Source organism: Tepidibacter hydrothermalis (assembly GCF_029542625.1).
In the GTDB taxonomy this organism is placed as follows: domain Bacteria; phylum Bacillota; class Clostridia; order Peptostreptococcales; family Peptostreptococcaceae; genus Tepidibacter_A; species Tepidibacter_A hydrothermalis.
In genome coordinates this window covers 2925895-2947395 of the sequence record NZ_CP120733.1, presented here as the reverse complement: position 1 = coordinate 2947395, position 21501 = coordinate 2925895, and the positions used below count along the sequence as shown (strand labels likewise).

At 32.4% G+C, this 21501-nt stretch carries 20 protein-coding genes; all 20 read left to right on the top strand.

All coding sequences use genetic code 11. The features are described 5' to 3' along the window. Positions 1-397: 397 nt before the first annotated feature. The 20 genes from cooS to P4S50_RS13835 all read left to right on the top strand — a co-directional run bounded on the left by cooS (position 398) and on the right by P4S50_RS13835 (position 21494). Complete coding sequence (gene cooS, locus P4S50_RS13930; protein ID WP_277731406.1) at positions 398-2308, top strand: anaerobic carbon-monoxide dehydrogenase catalytic subunit; 1911 nt, start codon at positions 398-400, stop codon at positions 2306-2308. 27 nt (positions 2309-2335) lie between these two features. After that, positions 2336-3109: an ATP-binding protein gene (locus tag P4S50_RS13925; RefSeq protein ID WP_277731405.1), complete on the top strand. Its 774-nt coding sequence runs from the start codon at positions 2336-2338 to the stop codon at positions 3107-3109. Position 3110: 1 nt separating this feature from the next. Then, entirely contained in the window at positions 3111-4787 is a 1677-nt protein-coding gene (locus P4S50_RS13920) for a formate--tetrahydrofolate ligase (protein ID WP_277731404.1), read from the top strand. Between the two features lie 20 nt (positions 4788-4807). After that, positions 4808-5440, top strand: coding sequence for a cyclodeaminase/cyclohydrolase family protein (locus P4S50_RS13915; RefSeq protein ID WP_277731403.1), 633 nt, complete (start codon positions 4808-4810; stop codon positions 5438-5440). Positions 5441-5477: 37 nt separating this feature from the next. Continuing rightward, positions 5478-6332: a bifunctional 5,10-methylenetetrahydrofolate dehydrogenase/5,10-methenyltetrahydrofolate cyclohydrolase gene (locus tag P4S50_RS13910; protein WP_277734747.1), complete on the top strand. Its 855-nt coding sequence runs from the start codon at positions 5478-5480 to the stop codon at positions 6330-6332. 20 nt (positions 6333-6352) lie between these two features. Further along, a complete protein-coding gene (locus P4S50_RS13905; RefSeq protein WP_277731402.1) occupies positions 6353-7021 on the top strand; it encodes a methylenetetrahydrofolate reductase C-terminal domain-containing protein in 669 nt (222 codons plus the stop codon). Positions 7022-7044: 23 nt separating this feature from the next. Further along, a complete protein-coding gene (locus P4S50_RS13900) occupies positions 7045-7980 on the top strand; it encodes a methylenetetrahydrofolate reductase (RefSeq protein ID WP_277731401.1) in 936 nt (311 codons plus the stop codon). A gap of 135 nt (positions 7981-8115) precedes the next feature. Next, the gene (gene lpdA, locus P4S50_RS13895; RefSeq protein ID WP_277731400.1) at positions 8116-9510 is read left to right on the top strand and encodes a dihydrolipoyl dehydrogenase; all 1395 of its coding nucleotides are present in this window, start codon (positions 8116-8118) and stop codon (positions 9508-9510) included. A gap of 56 nt (positions 9511-9566) precedes the next feature. Beyond that, the gene (locus tag P4S50_RS13890) at positions 9567-10334 is read left to right on the top strand and encodes an ATP-binding protein (protein ID WP_277731399.1); all 768 of its coding nucleotides are present in this window, start codon (positions 9567-9569) and stop codon (positions 10332-10334) included. 28 nt (positions 10335-10362) lie between these two features. Next, the gene (gene acsD / locus P4S50_RS13885; RefSeq protein ID WP_277731398.1) at positions 10363-11307 is read left to right on the top strand and encodes an acetyl-CoA decarbonylase/synthase complex subunit delta; all 945 of its coding nucleotides are present in this window, start codon (positions 10363-10365) and stop codon (positions 11305-11307) included. A gap of 29 nt (positions 11308-11336) precedes the next feature. Then, the gene (gene acsC, locus P4S50_RS13880; RefSeq protein WP_277731397.1) at positions 11337-12707 is read left to right on the top strand and encodes an acetyl-CoA decarbonylase/synthase complex subunit gamma; all 1371 of its coding nucleotides are present in this window, start codon (positions 11337-11339) and stop codon (positions 12705-12707) included. A gap of 53 nt (positions 12708-12760) precedes the next feature. After that, positions 12761-13546, top strand: a complete 786-nt coding sequence (gene acsE / locus P4S50_RS13875) for a carbon monoxide dehydrogenase/acetyl-CoA synthase methytransferase subunit (protein WP_277731395.1) — start codon at positions 12761-12763, stop codon at positions 13544-13546. 35 nt (positions 13547-13581) lie between these two features. After that, complete coding sequence (gene acsB / locus P4S50_RS13870) at positions 13582-15711, top strand: acetyl-CoA decarbonylase/synthase complex subunit alpha/beta (protein ID WP_277731394.1); 2130 nt, start codon at positions 13582-13584, stop codon at positions 15709-15711. Positions 15712-15723: 12 nt separating this feature from the next. Then, on the top strand, positions 15724-16098 hold the full coding sequence (gene gcvH, locus P4S50_RS13865) for a glycine cleavage system protein GcvH (protein ID WP_277731393.1): 375 nt from the start codon (positions 15724-15726) through the stop codon (positions 16096-16098). 59 nt (positions 16099-16157) lie between these two features. After that, positions 16158-18089 carry a corrinoid activation/regeneration protein AcsV gene (gene acsV, locus P4S50_RS13860; RefSeq protein WP_277731392.1) on the top strand — a complete coding sequence of 644 codons (1932 nt, stop codon included), beginning with the start codon at positions 16158-16160 and terminating at the stop codon, positions 18087-18089. Between the two features lies 1 nt (position 18090). Further along, positions 18091-18957 (top strand): radical SAM protein, encoded by an 867-nt coding sequence (locus P4S50_RS13855; protein ID WP_277731391.1) that lies wholly within the window; start codon positions 18091-18093, stop codon positions 18955-18957. Next, positions 18954-19910 (top strand): radical SAM protein, encoded by a 957-nt coding sequence (locus tag P4S50_RS13850; RefSeq protein WP_277731390.1) that lies wholly within the window; start codon positions 18954-18956, stop codon positions 19908-19910. Before P4S50_RS13855 ends, P4S50_RS13850 begins: the two co-directional genes overlap by 4 nt. Continuing rightward, on the top strand, positions 19911-20723 hold the full coding sequence (locus tag P4S50_RS13845) for a lipoate--protein ligase family protein (RefSeq protein ID WP_277731389.1): 813 nt from the start codon (positions 19911-19913) through the stop codon (positions 20721-20723). It abuts the gene before it with no gap. 142 nt (positions 20724-20865) lie between these two features. Next, positions 20866-21054, top strand: a complete 189-nt coding sequence (locus P4S50_RS13840) for a CooT family nickel-binding protein (protein ID WP_277731388.1) — start codon at positions 20866-20868, stop codon at positions 21052-21054. A gap of 23 nt (positions 21055-21077) precedes the next feature. Next, positions 21078-21494, top strand: a complete 417-nt coding sequence (locus tag P4S50_RS13835; protein WP_277731387.1) for a DUF3842 family protein — start codon at positions 21078-21080, stop codon at positions 21492-21494. Positions 21495-21501 lie beyond the last annotated feature (7 nt).

Here is a 21501-nt window from a genome sequence, read left to right as displayed (position 1 = left end):
TAACTTAATAAATAGAAAAAAATTGAAAAAAAGGAAAAGTATTTTTAAAGAAGATTGATTTTAAATTAACAAACTTAAGGGAATTTGTTAATTTTAATAAATAAAATTAGGTATTTATTTTGGGATATAGACATCGTGTTTTTAACTTTCATGAAATTTAAATAATATTGAATAATTATCTGAAGATAACCAAAAAAAGTCATGAAGACTCTTTTTGTTGTTATATAAAGTGAAACTTAGTTCATATGGAGTTTTTACTCTAGATGAATTTTAGTTGAACTAATCCGTAAGCTGTTAAGTTATTATCTCTAATTTCAAGATCATGGAGTTTTGCAACTTTTAGCTTTCGGGTAAATTTGAAATTTCAAGAGGTTAACCAGTAAAAGGGGGAAGAAATATGGATGAAAAATTATTGTCAATTGATAATGCCACTAATGAGCTAATAAAAAAAGCTCAGACAGATGGAGTAGAGACTATTTGGGATAGAAAAGCAAACATGAAGCCATGTCCTATGGGAGAAAAGGGAATATGCTGTAGAATTTGTACGATGGGACCTTGTAGAATAACTCCAAAAACACCTAGAGGACTTTGTGGAGCAACTGCAGATGTTATTGTTTCAAGAAACTTTGCAAGAATGGTAGCAGGGGGAGCAGCAGCCCATTCAGATCATGGTAGAGATATAGCTCATGTTTTACATATGGCTAGTAAAGATGGTAATTATAAGGTTAGAGATGAAGCTAAATTAATAAAGTTAGCTAAAAGATGGGAAATAACAACAGAGGGAAGAGATATATATGATGTAGCTCATGAAGTTGCAGAGTTTGCACTTAATCAATTTGGAAAGCCTTTTGGAAACTTAGAATTGCCTCCATCATTACCAGAACAAAGAAAAAAAGTTTGGGAGGATTTAAATATAGTTCCAAGAGCTATAGATAGAGAAGTTGTAACTATTATGCATTCAACTCATGTGGGTTGTACAGCAGATGCAGATAGTATGTTAGATATTTCAACAAGAACAGCTCTTTCTGATGGATGGGGAGGTTCTTACATAGCAACAGAACTTAGTGATATATTATTTGGAACTCCAATACCAAGAGAAACAGAAGCAAATCTTGGTGTTTTAGAAGAAAATCAAGTAAATATAGTGCTTCATGGACATGAGCCTTCATTGTCAGAAATGATAGTACTTGCAGCTGAGGATCCAGAACTTGTAGCTTTAGCTAAAGAAGTTGGAGCGGATGGAATAAACCTTGCTGGTATGTGCTGTACAGCAAATGAGGTTACGATGAGACATGGAGTTAAAATAGCTGGAAACTTTGCTCAACAAGAGCTTGCAATATTAACTGGAGCAGTAGAAGCGGTAATAGTTGATGTTCAATGTATATTCCCAGCTTTAGCACCTCTTGCAGATTGTTATCATACAAAATTCATAACTACATCTCCAAAAGCTAGAATTACAGGTGCGACTCATCTAGAATTTGATGAGGAAAAAGCATATGATTCAGCAAAATCAATAGTTAGAGAAGCTATACTAAACTTTAAAAATAGAGATAATAAAAAAGTATTCATTCCTCAAACTAAAAATCATGCAACTGTAGGATATAGTGTTGATGCTATAGTTAACCAATTAGATACTGTTGTAAACTCTCAAATAGATCCAACTGGAACTGTTAAGCCTCTTGCTGATTGTATAACATCAGGAGTTTTAAGAGGAGCTGCTGGAGTAGTTGGATGTAATAATCCTAAGGTTAAGCATGATTATGGACATATTGAACTTATAAAAGAACTTATCAAGAATGATGTAATCGTTGTTGTTACAGGTTGTTCAGCACAAGCTTGTGCTAAAGCCGGACTTTTAAGTAAAGATGCTAGAAGATTAGCAGGTAAAGGACTTGCAACTGTATGTGAACTTGTTGATATACCACCTGTACTTCATATGGGTTCTTGTGTTGATATAAGTCGTATATTAGAGCTTGTAGGAGAAGTTGCTAAATACTTAAATGTGGATATACCACAATTACCAGTTGTTGGAGCAGCTCCTGAGTGGATGTCAGAAAAGGCAGTATCTATAGGAACATATGTTGTTGCATCAGGAATAGATACATGGCTTGGAGTAGTACCACCTGTAACAGGAGGACCAAGAGTTTTAGAGATACTTACAAATGAAATGGAAAATACGCTTGGAGCTAAATTCTTTGTAGAGCCAGATCCAGTAAAAGCAGCAGGACAAATAATAGAAAGAATAGAACAAAAACGTAAGGCTTTAGAAGAAATGTTCGAGAATAAAGAAGAGTTAGCGAAAGCTTAAAAATAAACTGAAAAAAGGTGATAAAACATGAAAATAGCTGTAACAGGAAAAGGTGGAGTAGGAAAAACAACATTTTCAGCAATGCTCTCTAGAATATATGCAGACGAAGGTTATCGAGTTTTATCAGTTGATGCAGATCCTGATGCCAATTTAGCGTTGGCATTGGGATTTCCTCAAAAATTAATAGATGAAATAGTACCTATATCGGAAATGAAAAACTTAGTAGAAGAAAGAACTAGTGCAGAAGCTGGGACGTTTGCTAAAATGTTTAAATTGAATCCAAAAGTTGATGATATACCTGATAGATATTGTAAAGAGTACAATGGAGTAGGGGTACTTACTATGGGAACTGTTGATACAGGTGGATCTGGTTGTGTTTGCCCAGAACATGTACTACTTAAAAGACTTACTTCTCATTTGATTCTTCAAAATAAAGATGTAGTTGTTATGGATATGGAAGCTGGTATTGAACATTTGGCAAGAGGAACAGCTCAAGGTGTAGACGCTTTTATAGTAGTAGTTGAACCTGGAGAAAGAAGTCTTCAGACTTATAGAAAAGTTAAAAAACTAGGTGAAGATATAGGAGTACAAAAAGTTTGGGTAGTTGCAAATAAAATAAGAAATGAAAAAGACGAATATTTTATATTAGATAATGTAAAAAAAGAAGAACTTTTAGGTTTTATATATTATAATGAAGATGTAATAAATTCAGATAGATCAAATTTATCTCCTTATGATAATAGTGAAAAAACTAGAGAGGAGATAAAGTACATAAAACAAAAAATACAAGGGGGAATTTAAAATGGGTTTTAAATCTGATATTGAAATAGCTCAAGAGGCTAAGCCGCAAGATATAAGAGAAATTGCTAAAAAGCTTAATTTGACAGAAGATGATATTGAGCTATATGGAAAATATAAAGCTAAAGTTGATTATAACTTATTAAAGAAAGAAACTGGCAAAAAAGCTAAGTTAATATTAACTACAGCAATAAATCCAACACCAGCTGGAGAAGGAAAAACAACTACAACTATAGGTGTTGCAGACGGACTTGCTAAGCTTGATAAAAATGTTTTAGTTGCCCTAAGAGAACCATCGCTTGGACCTGTGTTCGGAGTTAAAGGAGGAGCAGCTGGTGGAGGTTATGCACAAGTTGTTCCAATGGAAGATATAAACTTACACTTTACTGGAGATTTTCATGCTATAGGTGCTGCAAATAACCTACTTGCAGCTATGATAGATAACCATATATATCAAGGAAATAAACTTGATATTGATCCAAGAAGAATAACTTGGAGAAGATGTGTTGATATGAATGATAGACAGTTAAGATTTGTAGTTGATGGACTTGGCGGAAAAGCCAATGGAATGCCAAGAGAAGATGGATTTGATATAACTGTTGCATCTGAAATTATGGCAGCATTTTGTCTTGCTAATAATATATCGGATTTAAAAGAAAGATTATCTAGAATAATAATAGGTTACAACAGATCGGGAGAACCTGTTACTGCTGGACAAATAAATGCACATGGTGCTATGGCATCTCTTCTAAAAGATGCATTAAAACCAAACCTTGTACAAACGCTTGAAGGAACACCAGCATTCGTTCATGGAGGACCATTTGCTAATATAGCTCATGGTTGTAACTCTGTAATAGCTACTAAGATGGCTATGCATTTTTCAGATTATGTAATAACAGAGGCTGGATTTGGAGCTGACCTTGGAGCTGAAAAATTCCTAGATATTAAATGTAGAATGGCTGATTTGAAGCCTGATGCAGTTATAATAGTTGCAACTGTTAGAGCACTTAAATACAACGGTGGAGTAGCTAAGAATGATTTAAATGAAGAAAACTTAGAAGCTTTAGAAAAAGGACTTCCAAACTTATTAAAGCATGTTGAAAATATTACAAAGGTATATAAATTACCAGCAGTAGTTGCTATAAATAGATTCCCACTTGATACAGAAGCTGAACTTAATTTAGTTAAACAAAAATGTGAAGAATTAGGCGTTAACGTTGCTTTATCAGAAGTATGGGCAAAAGGTGGAGAAGGTGGAATTGAAGTAGCTAAAGAAGTTCTTAGATTAGTAGAAGAAGAAGAGAATGACTTTACTTTTGCATATGAGTCTAATATGCCTATTAAAGATAAGATAAGAGCTATAGCTCAAAAAATATATGGAGCTGATGATGTAGACTTTACTCCAGCTGCAATTAAAGAAATAGAAAACCTTGAAAAAATTGGTTTTGGAGAAATGCCTATATGTATGGCTAAAACTCAGTATTCATTAACTGATGATAAAACTAAACTTGGAAGACCTACAGGATTTAATATAACTGTAAGACAAGTAACAGTTTCAGCAGGAGCAGGATTTATAGTAGCATTAACTGGTGAAATAATGAAGATGCCAGGACTTCCAAAAGTTCCAGCAGCAGAAAGAATAGATGTAGATGAAAATGGAACAATATCAGGATTATTCTAAGAACAATAGGAGGAACTAATATGAAATTAATAGAGAAAAACTCTATCGAATTCGTTGAAGTTCTTGCTTCTAAAGCAGCTGTCCCTGGAGGTGGAGGGGCAGCAGCTTTGGTAGGAGCTATAGGAATGGCTCTTGGAAGCATGGTTTGCAACTTGACGATAGGAAAGAAAAAATATGCAGAATATGAAGAAGTAGTTAAAGAAGCTCTAGAAAAAGCTACTAAAATTCAATCTGAATTACTACATATGGTAGATGCAGATGCTGAAAATTTCCTACCTTTATCAAAGGCATATGGAATAAAAGCTAATACAGAAGAAGAAAAAAAGGAAAAAGACAAAATAATGGAAGAGGCTTTAAAAACAGCATGTTCAGTTCCTATAGAAATAGTGAGAACTTGTTATAAAGCAATAAAGCTTCATGAAGAGTTAGTTGGTAAAACTTCAAAGCTTGCTATAAGTGATATCGGAGTAGGAGTACAGTGCTTAAGAGCTGCACTTATAAGTGGAAAATTAAATGTAGCTATAAATATAAATTCTATAAAAGATCAAGAATATGTAAATAAAGTTAAAGAAGAGACGGATAGATTAGTTTGTGAAGGAACTAAGATAGCGGATGAAGTATACAGCAAAGTTGAACAGGAACTTTGCAAATAAAAAAAGGGAGGCGCTTTAAATGGCGGATGTAGTAGCTATGGAGAGTATTATAAAAGGAAAACCAGTTGCTGATAAAATATCAGAGAATTTAATAAAAGAAGTAGAAGAATTAAAAGCTAAAGGAATAAATCCTAAGCTTTCAATAGTTAGAGTAGGTGCAAAAGGCGGAGATTTAGCATATGAGCGAGGAGCACTTAAAAGATGTGAAAAAATAGGTATAATAACAGAGGTTAAGGAGTTTCCAGAGAGTATAACTCAAGAAGAGTATATAAACGAATTAAAAAAATTAAATGAAGATAGTTCAACTCATGGAATATTATGTTTTAGACCGCTTCCAAAGCATTTAAGTGAAGAACAAATAAAATATGTAATATCTCCTGAAAAAGATGTAGACTGCTTTAGCCCTGTAAATGCGGCAAAAGTTATGGAGGGAGATAAATCAGGATATCCACCATGTACACCTACTGCAGTAGTAGAAATATTAAAGCACTATGATGTAGAACTTTCTGGTAAGAAGGTAGCGGTACTTGGAAGATCTATGGTTGTTGGAAAACCAGCTGCTATGCTTTTATTAAATGAGAATGCTACTGTTACTATATGTCATTCAAGAACTAAAGATTTAGCAACTGTTACAAGTGAAGCAGATGTATTAGTAGCTGCTGTTGGAAGAGCTAGAATGGTTAAGGAGAACTTCGTAAAAGAAGGTGCGGTAGTTATAGATGTTGGTATAAATGTTGATGAAGATGGAAAATTATGTGGGGATGTTGATACAGATGCTGTTAAGGATAAAGTATCTATGATAACACCAGTTCCTGCTGGAGTTGGATCTGTTACAACTTCTGTACTTGCTAAGCATATAGTTAAAGCTTGTAAAATGCAAAACAACGCATAAAACAAGAGGGGGGAATAGAGATGATAATTTCAGAGAAAAAACCTTTAGAGGAAGTATTAGAATACATAAAGGGTGCTCAAAAAGTAATAGTTACAGGATGTTCACTATGTGCAACAACTTGTAAGGTCGGCGGAGAAGAAGAAATTGAAGAAATGAAAAATATATTACAAGAGAATGGAAAAGAAGTTTTAGGGGTGAAACTTTTAGATCCATCATGTAATGTATTAAAAGTAAAAAAAGACTTGAAATCTCTAAAAGAAGAATTAAAAGAAGCTGATGCTATAATTTCTTTAGCTTGTGGAGACGGAACACAAACAGTAGCTAAGAATGTTAAAATTCCAGTGTATCCAGGAAATAATACTATGTTTATTGGAGAAATTGAAAGAGTTGGCCAATTCTCTGAATCTTGTAAAGCTTGTGGAGAATGTGAGCTTGGATGGACTGGCGGCATTTGTCCAGTTACTATGTGTGCTAAGGGATTATTGAATGGTGCATGTGGTGGTGCTAAGGATGGAAAATGTGAGGTTAATCCAGAAAATGATTGTGCATGGATAAAAATATATGAGAGATTAAAAGAATTGGATCAACTAGATAATTTAACTAATATAAGACCAGCTAAAGATTATAAAAAATGTGCAAATCCAAGACATATAAACTTAAAGAAAAAAGAAGAATTAGCGAAAGCTTAGAAGGTTTAAAAGGGGGATTTGAGATGAGCTTATTAAGAAAAGCTTTAGAAAATGGAGAATTTGGTGTTACAGCTGAAATGGCTCCGCCTAAAGGTATTGATTTTAAACACTTAATAGAGTGTGCGGGAATGATAAAGGGAAGAGTGCACGGAGTAAATGTAACGGATTTTCAATCAGCAGTTATGAGAACAACATCACTTGCTACATGTAAGGTTTTAAAGGATGAGGGTCTTGAACCTGTTCTTCAAATGACAGGAAGAGATAGAAATAGAATAGCTATACAGGGAGAATTGTTATCTGCTGGTTTATTTGAAATTAAGAATATGTTAGCTTTAACAGGAGATCATACAGTAGTTGGGGACCATCCAGGAGCAAAGCCTGTTTATGATTTAGATTCAGTAGGAATACTTCAAACAGCTGAGATGCTAATGGGTGGATCTGATATGGTTGGAAATGAATTAAAAGGTAAACCTGAATTTTACTTAGGAGCTTGCGTAACTCCAAGATATGCTCCGCTTGAAGTACAAATACTTAAAATGGAAAAGAAGATAAAAGCAGGGGCTAAATTCTTCCAAACTCAAGCTATATTTGATATAGATACTATGAAAGAGTTTAGAGAAAAAACTAAACATTTAGATTGCAAAGTATTAGCTGGAATAATACCTCTAAAAAATGTTGGAATGGCTAGATTTATGAATGCTAATGTTCCGGGAATATATGTACCAGAAGAAGTTATAGAAAGAATAAAGGCTGCTGCTAATAATGTAGAAATACCAGATGGAGCAACAGAAAAAGAAATAAAGAAATTAAAGGCAAATGCAAGAGTTCAAGAGGGAATTAAAATTTCTGGAGAATTTATAAAACAATTAAGAGAAGAAGGCTTATGTGATGGAGTGCACATAATGGCAATTGGAGCAGAAGAAAATGTACCAGCAATATTAGATGCTGCTGGATTATAGAATTACTCAATAAAAATTATTAGACAGTCATATGTTGTTTTAACACAAAAACAGTAGGATGGCTTTATTTATACATATCTATGCATAAATATACACGAAAAATGTATAAAAATAGAGAAAGTTGGGGGATTTTAGATGAAAATAGCAGTAATAGGCGGAGGCCCAGGGGGATATGTAGCGGCTATTAAAGCATCTATGATGGGTGCAGATGTTACCTTAATAGAAAAGAGAAAAGTAGGTGGAACTTGCTTAAATGTTGGATGCATACCTACTAAGGCCTTGCTGGCATGTTCAGAGATGTTGATGAATGTGAGAGAGTCTAAAAGCTATGGTATTAATATAGATGGCACTATAGATGCTAATTTTGAATCTATGATGAATAGAAAAGATAAAATCGTAGATCAACTTGTAAAAGGAATAGAATTTTTATTTGATAAAAAAGGCGTAAAGCTTGTGAACGGATTTGGAAAATTAATTAGTAAGAATGAAATAGAAGTTTCTAAAGAGGATGGATCAAAAGAAGTAATAAAAGCGGATAAAATAATACTTGCAACAGGATCGGTTCCTATAGTACCTCCTATGTTTCCATATGATGGAGAAAAGGTTATAACTAGTGATGAGGCATTGAATTTAAAAGAACTTCCAAAATCTATGTTGATAGTTGGTGGAGGAGTAATTGGATGTGAGTTTGGTCAATTCTTTAGAACTTTAGGAACTGAAGTTTCAATTGTTGAAATGAATGATCAAGTTCTTCCTTTTGAAGATAAAGATGTCGCTAAACAGTTGCAAAGAAGCTTTAAAAAGGATAAAATTAAACTATTAACAGGTAAAAAAATACAAAAATGTAATATTGAAGGTGAAAAAATTGTAGCAAATCTGGATAATGGGAAATCTGTAGAAGCTGATATTATGTTAGTTTCTGTCGGTAGAAAACCTTATCTTGAGAACTTAGGAATAGAAGATCTTGGAATTGAAGTAGAAAGAGGAAAAATAGTAGTAGATGAAAAGATGCAAACAAATGTAGAGGGAATTTTTGCAATAGGTGATATAGTAAATAGTCCATTCCTTGCTCATGTAGCTTCTAAGGAAGGTATGGTAGCAGTTCAGAACGCTCTTGGAAAAGATAAAAAGATAGATTATACAGCTATTCCAAGATGCGTATATACAGAACCTGAGGTTGCAGGAGTTGGATTGACTGAAAAGCAATTACAGGAAAAAGGTATACAGTATAAAATAGGTAAATTTGAGTTTAGAGGACTTGGAAAAGCTCAAGCAATAGGAAAATTCCAAGGATTTATAAAGATATTAGCAGATAATGAAGATAAGGTAGTAGGAGCGTCTATAGTTGGTCCTCATGCTACAGATTTGCTAACAGAGCTTACTTTAGCTGTTCACTTAGGTCTTACTGTAGAACAAGTAGGAGATGTTATTCATCCACATCCAACATTATCAGAGGGATTGATGGAAGCTTTACATGATGTACATGGAGAATGTGTACACTCAGTTACAAAAGCAAAAGCTGACGCTTAATAAAGATAGAGCTTTATTAAAAGCTCTGTCTATCATATGAGATAGGGGGTAGAGTTATGGGATATACAATAGCTGTAGCAGGAAAAGGTGGAACTGGAAAAACTAGCTTGACAGGGCTTTTAATAGACAATTTAGTAAAAAAAGGACAAAATCCAATACTTGTTGTTGATGCAGATGCAAATGCAAATATAAATGAGGTATTAGGAGTAGAGGTAGGAAGTACTATAGGGGAGATAAGAGAAGAGGTAAATCAAAGAGAAATCTCTGGGAATGGATTTCCAGGTGGTATGACTAAAGCTCAATATTTAAAGTATAAATTAAATACTTCTATAACAGAAGGAAATGGATATGATCTTTTGGTTATGGGGAGATCAGAAGGTCAAGGATGTTACTGTTATGTTAATGGGGTTTTAAGAGAACAAACAGATTCATTATCTGATAGTTATAAGTATTTAGTTATAGATAATGAAGCAGGTATGGAGCATTTAAGTAGAAAAACTACTAAACATATAGATACTTTATTCCTTGTAAGTGATTGTGCAAGAAGAAGTATTCAAGCTGTTGGGAGAATAAAATCTCTTGTAAAAGAGCTGGATCTAAAAGTTAGCAATATACAGTTAATAGTTAATAAGGCTAAAGATGGACAATTACATGAGGGTATAAAAGAAGAAATTGAAATTCAAGGTCTGAATTTAATAGGTGTAGTTCCTATGGATGAGATGATATATGAGTATGATTCAAGTGGAATACCACTGGTTAAGTTACCAGAAGACAATAAATCTAAATTAGCTATTAAAGAAATATTATCTAAAATAGAAATTTAAAAAAGTAGTTATTAAGGGGGCGATTTTTGTGGCATTTAAGATGTCTGTTCAAAAATATGCAGGAAGAATTTCAGAAGTTGAAATTGGAACTGGAGAAAAAGCTTTAAAATTAGGTGGAGAAAATGTAATGCCATTTTACAGCTTTGATGGAGATTGTGGAAACACACCTAAAATGGGAGTAGAAATATTAGATGTATTTCCAGAAAATTGGATAGAAGAATTAAAAAATTTATACAAGGATGTAGCTCAAAATTCAGTAGAGTGGGCTAAATTTGTAGAAAAAGAAATGAAACCTGATTTCATATGCATAAAGTTCGTAGGAGCTGATCCTAATGGACTAAATAGATCAGCTGAAGAGTGTGCACAAATTGCAAAGGATGTAGTTGAAAATATTGAGTTACCATTGGTTATTTCAGGATGTGGTAACTTTGAAAAAGATGCTAAGGTATTTGAGAAAGTAGCAGCAGCAGTTGATGGAAAGAACTGTTTATTCTTAGCAGCAGTTGAAGAAAACTATAAGGCTGTAGGAGCAGCAGCTGGACTTGCCTATCCTCATAAGGTAGGAGCTGAGTCTTCTGTTGATATAAACTTAGCTAAACAATTAAATGTATTGTTAAATCAACTTGGAGTTAAAGAAGAAAACATAGTTATGAATGTAGGTTGTTCTGCTGTAGGATATGGATATGAGTATGTTGCTACAACTTTAGATAGAATTAGACTTGCAGCGTTTGGTCAAAATGATAAAACTCTTCAAATGCCTATAATGGCACCTGTTTCTTCTGAAGCTTGGTCAGTTAAAGAGTCTGTTGCTGATGTTGAAGATGCTCCAGAGTGGGGATGTAAAGAAGAAAGAGGAATAACTATGGAAATATCAACTGCATCTAGCATGATAGTGGGGGGAGCGAACGCAGTTATACTTCGTCATCCTAAGTCTTTAGAAACTATGAAAAAATTTGTATGTGAATTAGCATAATAAATAGAGGTGTTAAGGGGGAAAGAAAAATGGCTTTAAAAGGATTAGATATATTTAAGTTATCTCCAAAGAAAAACTGTAAAGATTGTGGATTTCCAACATGTATGGCGTTTTCTATGAAGGTTGCAGCAGGAGCAGCTGAAATATCAAAATGTCCTCATATGAGTGATGAAGCATTAGCTAAGCTTTCAGATGCTACTGCACCACCTATGAAAACTTTAACTATAGGTAAAGGTGAAAATGAGTATAAATTAGGTGGAGAAACAGTACTTTTCAGACATGAAAAGAGCTTGGTTAATAGAAATAGATTTGCAGTATTATTCACTGATTCTATGGATGATGAAACTGTAAATAATAAAATAGAGAACATCAAAAAAGTTGATTACATAAGAATCGGCGAAGAAATGAAAGTTGAAATAGCGGCCTTAAAATACAGTGGTAATAAAGAAAATTATATTAAATTAATAAACACAGTTAAGAATAGTGAAATAAAAGTAGCTTATATGTTAATTTGTGAAGATATAGATGTATTAAAAGAAGCTCTTGAAATAGTTAAGGGAGAAAATCCTATAGTATATGGAGCTAACAAAGAAAACTACAAGGAAATGGTAGAACTTGTTAAAGCTGATAAATTAGCATTAGGTGTTAAAGCTGATAATCTTGAAGAGTTATATAGTTTAGTAGAAGATATTCACAAATTAGGATACAAAGAGTTAATTTTAGATCCTACTAGTAATAATGTTAAGGAAGCTTTTACTAATGCAGTTCAGATAAGAAGAATTGCTTTAAAAGAGGGAGATAGAGCATTTGGATATCCTTCAGTTGTATTTGCAAATGAAATAGCTAAGGATGATAAGTACATGGAGGTTGCTATATCTTCTTTATTCACAGTTAAGTATGGATCTATAATAGTTCTTGATGATATAGATTATTCTAGAGCGCTTCCATTATTTGCTCTAAGACAAAATATATATACAGATCCTCAAAGACCTATGAGAGTTGAACCTAAGATTTATCCTATAAATAATCCAGATGAAAATTCTCCAGTTCTTGTAACTGTTGACTTTGCTCTTACTTACTTTATTATAGCTGGAGAGATAGAGAGATCTAAAGTTCCAATGTGGCTTGCAATACCAGATGCAGGAGGATATTCTGTTTTAACAGCTTGGGCTGCTGGTAAATTTGGAGGAAGTAGTATTTCAAACTTTATTAAAGAAAGTGGAGTATCAGAACAAACTAAATGTAGAAAACTTATAATACCTGGAAAAGTAGCTGTTTTAAAAGGTGATATTGAAGATAATTTACCTGGATGGGATGTTGTTATAGGAACTAACGAAGCTATGGAACTTCCTAAATTCTTAAGAGATTTTAATGAAGAATTAAGAACTGCTAAGGCTTAATTGAAAAGGAAGGATTTAATCCTTCCTTCATTATAAAAAGGGGGTAATCATTAATGGAAAGATTTATGATAATAGGAGAGAGAATTCACTGCATTTCGCCAAGTATAAGAAAGGCATTAGAAGAAAAAAATCCTGAGCCAATTTTAAAAAGAGCTAAAGAACAAATTGATGCAGGAGCTCATTATATAGATTTTAATATAGGACCCGCTGAAAGAAATGGAGAAGAATTAATGACTTGGGGAGTTAAATTAATTCAAGAAAACTTCAACAATATACCAATAGCTCTTGATACGGCTAATAAAAAAGCTATAGAAGCTGGTCTTAAGGTTTATAATAGAGAAAATGGAAAACCACTTGTAAACTCTGCTGATGCAGGACCTAGAATTGATCTTTTGGATTTAGCAGCAGAATATGATGCAAAGTGTATTGCATTATGTGCTAAAGAAGGTATTCCTAGAGATAATGATGAACGTATGGGTTATTGTACAGAATTACTTGAAAAAGGTATGATGCTTGGAATGGATCCTGAAGATATATTATTTGATCCACTTTGCCTTGTAATAAAGGGAATGCAAGAAAAACAAATGGAAGTTTTAGAAGCTATAAGAATGATGACTGAAATGGGACTTAAAACTACAGGAGGTCTTTCTAATATATCAAATGGAGCTCCAAAAGATATAAGACCTATACTTGATTCAGCTTTCTTATCAATGGCTATGGCTAATGGATTTAGCTCAGCTATAATAAATCCATGTGACAAAGAGCTTATGAAGGCAATAAAATCATGTGATGTTATAAAAGGAAATATATTATATGCTGATTCTTATTTAGAATTATAGGAGATTTAAAATAAATTATTTAGGGGGATAGAAACATGAGTTTATTTAAAACTATATTCACAGGATCTAACCAAGCATTAGAAGCGGCTACTGATTTTTTAAATAAAAGTATAGAAGAAAAAGGACTTGATCATAAAGTTGCTTTTCCTGATACTGCATATTCACTTCCTATTATATATGCAGCTACAGGACTTAAGATGGAAAGTTTTGCTGATCTTCAAAAGGCATTGGGAGTTGTTAAAAGCTTAATAGGAGAAGAAAAAGAAAACTTAGAAAATGGACTTAATGCAGGTCTTGGAACTGCTGTTGCTGCTGAAGTTATAGAGGCTATAAAATATTCTACTATGGATGCTCCTTATGAAGCTCCATGTGCTGGACATATAAGTGACCCTATAATTCGTTCACTAGGAGTTCCTCTGGTTACAGGAGATATACCTGGTGTTGCAGTTGTATTAGGAGAATGTCCTGATGCTGAAACAGCATCAAAAATTATAAAAGATTATCAATCTAAAGGACTTTTAACATTCTTAGTTGGTAAGGTTATAGATCAAGCTATAGAAGCAGATGTTAAGATGGGTCTTGATTTAAGGGTAATACCTTTAGGATATGATGTTACATCTGTAATACACGTTGTATCTGTAGCTGTTAGAGCGGCTCTTATATTCGGAGGATTAGAACCAGGAGATTTAGAAGGATTATTAGATTATACACTTAATAGAGTTCCAGCATTTGTAAATGCATTTGGACCTTTAAGTGAGCTTGTTGTATCTTGTGGAGCTGGAGCTATAGCTTTAGGATTCCCTGTTATAACAGATCAAGATGTGTTTGAAGTTCCAACTAGACTTTTAACTCAAAAAGACTATGACAAATTCGTAGCTACATCACTTGAAGCTAGAGGAATAAAGATAAAAATAACTGAAATTCCTATACCTGTATCTTTTGCAGCAGCATTTGAAGGTGAAAGAATTAGAAAAGGTGATATGTTTGCAGAATTTGGTGGAGGAAAAACTGAATCTTGGGAATTAGTAATGAAAAGAGAACTTTCTGAAGTTGAAGATCATAAAATTGAAATAATAGGACCGGATATAGATACTATTCAAGATGCACCAGGAAGATTACCTTTAGCAGTATTTGTAGAAATTGCTGGTAAGAATATGCAAGATGATTTCGAACCTGTACTTGAAAGACGTATTCACTACTTTATGAATTACATTGAAGGTGTAATGCATGTAGGTCAAAGAGATATAACTTGGATAAGAATAGGTAAAGAAGCCAATGATAAAGGATTTAGATTAAACCACATAGGTGAAGTTTTATATGCTAAGATGCATGATGAGTTTGAATCAGTTGTTGATAAGTGTCAAATAACTATAGTAACTGATCCTGAAAAAGTATCTGAGCTTAAAGCAAAGTATGCTGTAGCTAAATATGAAGCAAGGGATTCAAGACTTGCATCATTAACAGATGAGAGTGTAAATGAATTTTATTCTTGCAACTTATGTCAATCATTTGCTCCAGCACATGTATGTATAGTAACTCCAGAAAGACAAGGTCTTTGCGGAGCTGTAAGTTGGTTAGATGGTAAGGCTACTAAAGAATTGGATCCTACAGGACCTTGTCAACCAGTACCAAAAGATGGTATTGAAGATGAAAAATTGGGAGTTTGGAGTGCTGTTAATGAAACCGTAGCTCAAATTTCTCAAGGAGCAGTAGAAAGAGTAACACTTTACAGTATAATGGAAGATCCTATGACTTCTTGTGGATGTTTTGAATGTATATGTGGAATAATGCCAGAAGCTAATGGACTTGTAATAGTTAATAGAGAGCATGCAGGAATAACACCTCTTGGAATGACATTTGGAGAACTTGCATCTATGACAGGTGGAGGAGTTCAAACTCCAGGATTCATGGGTCATGGTAGACAATTTATTTCATCTAAGAAGTTCGTAGCAGCAGAAGAAGGAAATAGAAGAATTGTTTGGATGCCAAAAGAATTAAAAGACTATGTAAGTGAAAAATTAAATGCTACTATTCAAGAATTATATGGAATAGAAAACTTTACAGATATGATATGTGATGAAACTATAGCTACTGAATCTGAGGATGTATTGGCATTCTTAGAAGAAAAAGGTCATCCAGCATTACAAATGGAAGAAGTTATGTAAGGGGGTATAAGTATGAATTATCCATCTACTTTAAAATATACTAAAGATCATACTTGGGTAAAAATAGAAGGTAATGAAGCTTATATAGGAATTACTGATTATGCTCAAGATCAATTAGGAGAAATCTTATTTGTTGAAATGCCAGAAGTAGAAGATGAAATAGAAAAAGGAGAAGAATTCGGAGTAGTAGAATCTTCAAAGGTAGCATCTGATCTATTAGCACCTATATCTGGTGAAGTTCTAGAAATAAATGAAAAATTAGATGATGAGCCAGAATATATGAATGAAAATGCATATGATGCATGGATTGTAAAAATAAAAATAAAAGATATGTCTGAGGTGGATGAATTATTAGATTCTAATAATTATGAGACTGCTTTAGCATAAATAAAAAAATAAACTTCCCTAGGGCTTTCCTGGGGAAGTATTTTTTGGAGGGATATAAAGTGATAAAGGTAAAGTTTATGCCACAGAATATAGAAGTTGTCTGTAAATATAAAGATAATTTACTTGAGGTAGCTAGAAAAGCGAATATTTTTATAGATGCACCTTGTAACGGAAATGTATCCTGCGGAAAATGTAAAGTGAAAATTATAAATGGAAGAGTAGATACTAAAAAAACTACTCATATAACGGATGAAGAGTTTGATAGTGGATATGTACTAGCATGTAATAGTAAAGTTATAGAGGATATACAAGTAGAAGTACCTAGTAAATTATCATCTTCTATGAATAAAATGAAAATAGAAGATTCTTCTAGCGATGTATACAAAAAACTACTTGAAAATTGTAAACAATTAATAAGTAAAAATCATATGGAATTTAAATCGTATGTTAGAAAAAATTATGTAACTATAGAGTTACCAAATCTTGATGATAATATATCTGATTTTGATAGAATAAAAAGACATTTAAGAAATACTTTTGGATATGAAAAGGTTACTTGTAAGATAGAAACTATAAGAAAGATTCCTAATATATTGAGAGAGGGAAACTTTAACGTGACAATAACTCATATACCAAAAGCAGGTAATACTACTAATATAGTAAATATAGAGTCTGGTGATACGACAGATAAATTTTATGGGGTTGCACTTGATATAGGGACGACATCAGTTGCAGCTTGTATAGTAGATCTTTACAAAGGGAAAATAGTAGCTAAAGCTTCTTCGGGTAATGCTCAAATAAAGTATGGAGCAGATGTTATAAATAGGATTATATATTCAACTAAGAAAGATGGCCTTGAAAAATTAAATAAAGCTATTGTACATGAAACTATAAACCCTATATTGGAAAGTATGTACAATGAATTAGGCATTGATAAAAATGATATTACAGCCCTTGTAGCTGGTGGAAATACAACAATGACTCATTTATTATTGAATGTATATCCTGATTATTTGAGAATGGAACCTTATATACCAGCATTTTCAAAATCACCTTATATACAAGCTAAAGAACTTGAAATCGAAATTAATAGTGATGCGTATATATATATAACTCCTTGTGTTGCGAGTTATGTAGGTGGCGACATTACAGCAGGTGTATTATCATCAGGAATTTGGTCATCTGATGAGAATGTTTTGTTTATAGATTTGGGAACTAATGGGGAAATAGTATTTGGCAATAAAGATTATTTGATGACATGTGCTTGTTCTGCTGGTCCTGCATTTGAGGGAGGAGAGATAAGTTGTGGAATGAGAGCATCAAGTGGTGCTATTGAGAAAATTAGAATAGATAAAGATACATTAAACCCAACTCTTGGTATAATATCGAATGATAAACCACAGGGAATATGTGGTTCTGGAATAATAGATTTAATAGCAGAAATGCTTGTAAATAATATTATTGATAGAAGAGGAAAAATAAATGAAAATATAAATTCTAATAGAATACGATTTGATGAAAATGAAATAGGGGAATACGTACTTGCATTTAAAGAAGATTATAATATAGAACGTGATATAACTATAACAGAGGTTGATATAGATAGTTTTATAAGGGCAAAGGGAGCAGTATATTCTGGAATAATTACATTGGTTGAAAGTCTAGGTATGGATTTTGATATGATAGATAAGGTATTGATAGCGGGAGGTATAGGAAGTAGTTTAAACATAGAAAAATCTATATTAATAGGTATGCTTCCGGATGTAGATAAAAATAAGTATTCGTATATAGGAAATAGCTCTTTAATGGGATGTTATCTTGCTTTAACTAGTGAAGATGCAAGATGTAAGCTTGAGGAATGTTCGGATTCTATGACTTATGTAGAGCTTAGTGTATATCCAAGCTATATGGATGAATTTATATCAGCGTGCTTTTTGCCACATACAGATATAGAAAAATTCCCTAGTGTAAAAGCATCATTGGGGTGTTAGTATGAAGCTTGAAGATAAGATGGTTAAAGCTCTTAAGGTTAAAGAAAATAACTTTGGAAAAAACATTATATTTTCATATCCTAACAAGACGTTAGCTGTTACAACCACAGGAAATGAATGTAGCTTGAAGTGTGCTCACTGCAATGGTCATTATCTTAAGAATATGACAGATATAAATGAAATAGACGAAAAGATGAAGCATAGGAATGTTGATAGCTTTTTAATAAGTGGGGGATGCTCTTTTGATGGGAATGTACCTATTATTAATCATTTAGAAGATATTAAAAATCTAAAAAATAAGGGATATAAAATTAATGCTCATTTAGGGCTTATGGATGAAGATGATGTAAAAAAAATATCAGATTATATAGATGTAGCTTCGTTTGATATTTTATTAAATAATGAAACTATAAAGAATGTATATAAAATAGATAAGAAAAAAGAAGATTATATAAAATCATACGAAATATTAAAAAAACATACAAGAGTAGTTCCTCATATTTGCATAGGTATGGACTCTGGGCAAATAAAAGGAGAGTACGATGCTTTGGAATATTTGAAAACTCAGAATCCTGATTGTATAACATTTATAGTTCTAATTCCCACTAAGGGAACTGAATTTGAAAAGATTCAACCACCTAAAATAGAAGATGTAATAGATGTTATATGTGAAGCAAGAATAAAATTTCCAAATATACATATAAACTTAGGATGCATGAGGCCTAGAGGGCAATATAGAAAGCAATTAGATAAAATGGCTATATTAAGTGGAATAAACAATATAGTAATGCCGTCTAAAGAAGCTATAAAGGAAGCTATGAAAATAAAATGTAATATACAAGAATTTGAGAGGTGTTGTGTATTATGATCAATTTATCTTATGGAAGTGCTATTGAAATTGGATTAGTTAATGCCACTATGGATATTAATCCTACTACAGCTTATATAATGATTGGAAATGGGTGTAATAATAAGTGTGCTTTTTGTTCTCAATCAATAGAGAGTACATCTAGAAAGGATAAACTCTCCAGAGTGCTTTGGCCAAAGTATAATAAAGATGATATACTAGCATCTTTATTAAATTATAGAAGAGGAAATATAAAACGAATTTGTGTTCAAGCTATGGGAACAAATGAAGCGTTAGAAATGTCTAAGGAGTTTATAAGATATATAAAAGCAAGTCTTGAATTTCCTATATCATTATCTGCAAAGGTTGAGACTGAAGAAGAAATGAAAAATTTATTTGATATTGGTGTGGATAATGTTGGTCTTGCAATAGATGCTGCTAATAAAGAGTTATATGAAAAAATAAAGGGAAATAATTTTGATGAAAAAGTTCAATTTATAAAAAAAATGGGAAATAGATATAAAGACAAAATAAGCACTCATATAATAATAGGCCTTGGAGAGAATCATGAGGATATATTTGATTTATATAAAGAATTGATAGATAATAATGTAACTGTAAGTTTATTTGCATTTACACCTATAAAAGGAACTAAGCTTGAAAATAAAAAACAGCCGAGGATACAGGATTACAGAAAAGTTCAACTTATGACATATTTAATTAAGTGTGGGTATAAAAAAGAAGATTTTGAGTTTGTGAATAGAGAATTAAAAAATATAAAAAATATAAAGCGTAAAGAAAATTATGATATAAAAAGAGGTATACCTTTTTTGATATCTGGATGTAAAGACTGTAACAGACCGTATTATAATGAAAGACCTGGAGGAACTATATATAATTATTCTAGAGAACTAACAGATGACGAATGTTTAAAAGCTATATCAGAACTTGGAATGAACATAGAGGTGAGATAAGTGCAAAAGTGGAGAGTAATAAGAAATACAACATATGATGGATTCATGAATATGGCTATAGATGAAGCTATTATGAAATCATACAAAGAAAAAAAGGTGGATCCCACTATTAGATTTTACACTTGGAAACCAGCTTGTGTTAGTATAGGATATTTTCAGAAGATGGAAGAAGAAATAGATATAGATACGTGTAAAAGATTAGGAATTGATTTTGTAAGAAGGACAACAGGGGGAAGGGCGGTTTTGCATGACGATGAGCTTACATATAGTATTGTAATAGATGAAAACAATCCATTGATGAATGGAGGAATAATGCAAACTTACAGGTATATAAGTGAAGGACTTGCAAATGGTCTTGAGATGAGTGGAGTTAAGATAGATCCATTAACTAGAGCTCATAAAGATATAAAAAGCGATAAAAGCTCTGTGTGTTTTAATTCTAAATCTCACTATGAGATAAGTATAAATAATAAAAAGGTAGTTGGAAGTGCTCAAACTAGAAAAGAAGGTATAATTCTTCAACATGGTTCTATAGTTCTTGATTTTGATGTAGATAAATTAATTTCTACTATAAAGATAGATGAGTCAAAAAAAGAAAAGCTAAAAAGAATAACTTTGAAAAAGGCTAGTGGAATAGAAAATGAACTGGGAATTAAAATAGATATAGATATTTTAGAGGAAAATATTATTAAAGCATTAGAGAAACATTTTAATATAGAAATATATGAAGATGAATTATCTGATTATGAAATGAAACTTGCAACACAGCTGTATGAAAAATATTCAAATGATGATTGGAATAAAAAGAGATAATATTGATAAAACAAAATCAACATGATATACTTTAATAAGAAGATAATAGAATGTAATATAGAAATCATGAAGATTTCTTTAAGGCTTTTTGAAGATAGCTTTAGGGGAATCTTTTTGTCTATTAACAGGGAGGAATTATAAAATGTGTGAATCAACAGCTTACTTATGTAAAGAAGATGGTCTTGAAAAAATAATGGAAAATGTAGTGTATATGAAGCCTGAAAATGGAAAAGTATACTTGGCAGACTTGTTGGGAGATCAGAAGATTGTAGACGGTGAAGTTAAAGAAATTAGACTTATAGATCATAAAATAATTATAGAAGAGAATTAAATAATAAACCTGGGGGATAAAATATGATTATAGCTGTAGTAGATGGAATGGGTGGAGGAATAGGATCTCAAATAGTTAGTAGTTTAAGAGATGAATTACCTTCTTATGTAGAAATATATGCACTTGGAACTAATTCAATAGCAACTTCAGCTATGATGAAAAGCCATGCTAACAAAGGGGCTACAGGGGAAAACGCCATATGTGTATCCTCTAAAAAAGCAAATGTCATAATAGGTCCGATGTCTATAGTTATTCCAAATTCTATGATGGGTGAGGTTACTTGTAGAATGAGTGAGGCTATATCAGATTCAGAAGCATTAAAAATATTATTACCTTTAATACCAGAAGATTTTGAACTTGTAGGACTTGAGAATAAACCTTTAATTCTTTTAATAAAGGATGCTGTAAAACTTATGAAGAAAGAATTTAATATAAAGTAGGGGGATA

Bases quoted from the DNA above. Each gene is read 5' to 3' on its own strand.
- cooS (WP_277731406.1), top strand. From the start codon at position 398: ATGGATGAAAAATTATTGTCAATTGATAATGCCACTAATGAGCTAATA.
- P4S50_RS13835 (WP_277731387.1), top strand. From the start codon at position 21,078: ATGATTATAGCTGTAGTAGATGGAATGGGTGGAGGAATAGGATCTCAA.
- P4S50_RS13915 (WP_277731403.1), top strand. From the start codon at position 4,808: ATGAAATTAATAGAGAAAAACTCTATCGAATTCGTTGAAGTTCTTGCT.
- acsE (WP_277731395.1), top strand. From the start codon at position 12,761: ATGGAAAGATTTATGATAATAGGAGAGAGAATTCACTGCATTTCGCCA.
- P4S50_RS13840 (WP_277731388.1), top strand. From the start codon at position 20,866: ATGTGTGAATCAACAGCTTACTTATGTAAAGAAGATGGTCTTGAAAAA.
- P4S50_RS13905 (WP_277731402.1), top strand. From the start codon at position 6,353: ATGATAATTTCAGAGAAAAAACCTTTAGAGGAAGTATTAGAATACATA.
- P4S50_RS13850 (WP_277731390.1), top strand. From the start codon at position 18,954: ATGATCAATTTATCTTATGGAAGTGCTATTGAAATTGGATTAGTTAAT.
- P4S50_RS13855 (WP_277731391.1), top strand. From the start codon at position 18,091: ATGAAGCTTGAAGATAAGATGGTTAAAGCTCTTAAGGTTAAAGAAAAT.
- acsC (WP_277731397.1), top strand. From the start codon at position 11,337: ATGGCTTTAAAAGGATTAGATATATTTAAGTTATCTCCAAAGAAAAAC.
- acsB (WP_277731394.1), top strand. From the start codon at position 13,582: ATGAGTTTATTTAAAACTATATTCACAGGATCTAACCAAGCATTAGAA.
- P4S50_RS13900 (WP_277731401.1), top strand. From the start codon at position 7,045: ATGAGCTTATTAAGAAAAGCTTTAGAAAATGGAGAATTTGGTGTTACA.
- P4S50_RS13890 (WP_277731399.1), top strand. From the start codon at position 9,567: ATGGGATATACAATAGCTGTAGCAGGAAAAGGTGGAACTGGAAAAACT.
- P4S50_RS13910 (WP_277734747.1), top strand. From the start codon at position 5,478: ATGGAGAGTATTATAAAAGGAAAACCAGTTGCTGATAAAATATCAGAG.
- gcvH (WP_277731393.1), top strand. From the start codon at position 15,724: ATGAATTATCCATCTACTTTAAAATATACTAAAGATCATACTTGGGTA.
- lpdA (WP_277731400.1), top strand. From the start codon at position 8,116: ATGAAAATAGCAGTAATAGGCGGAGGCCCAGGGGGATATGTAGCGGCT.
- P4S50_RS13920 (WP_277731404.1), top strand. From the start codon at position 3,111: ATGGGTTTTAAATCTGATATTGAAATAGCTCAAGAGGCTAAGCCGCAA.
- P4S50_RS13925 (WP_277731405.1), top strand. From the start codon at position 2,336: ATGAAAATAGCTGTAACAGGAAAAGGTGGAGTAGGAAAAACAACATTT.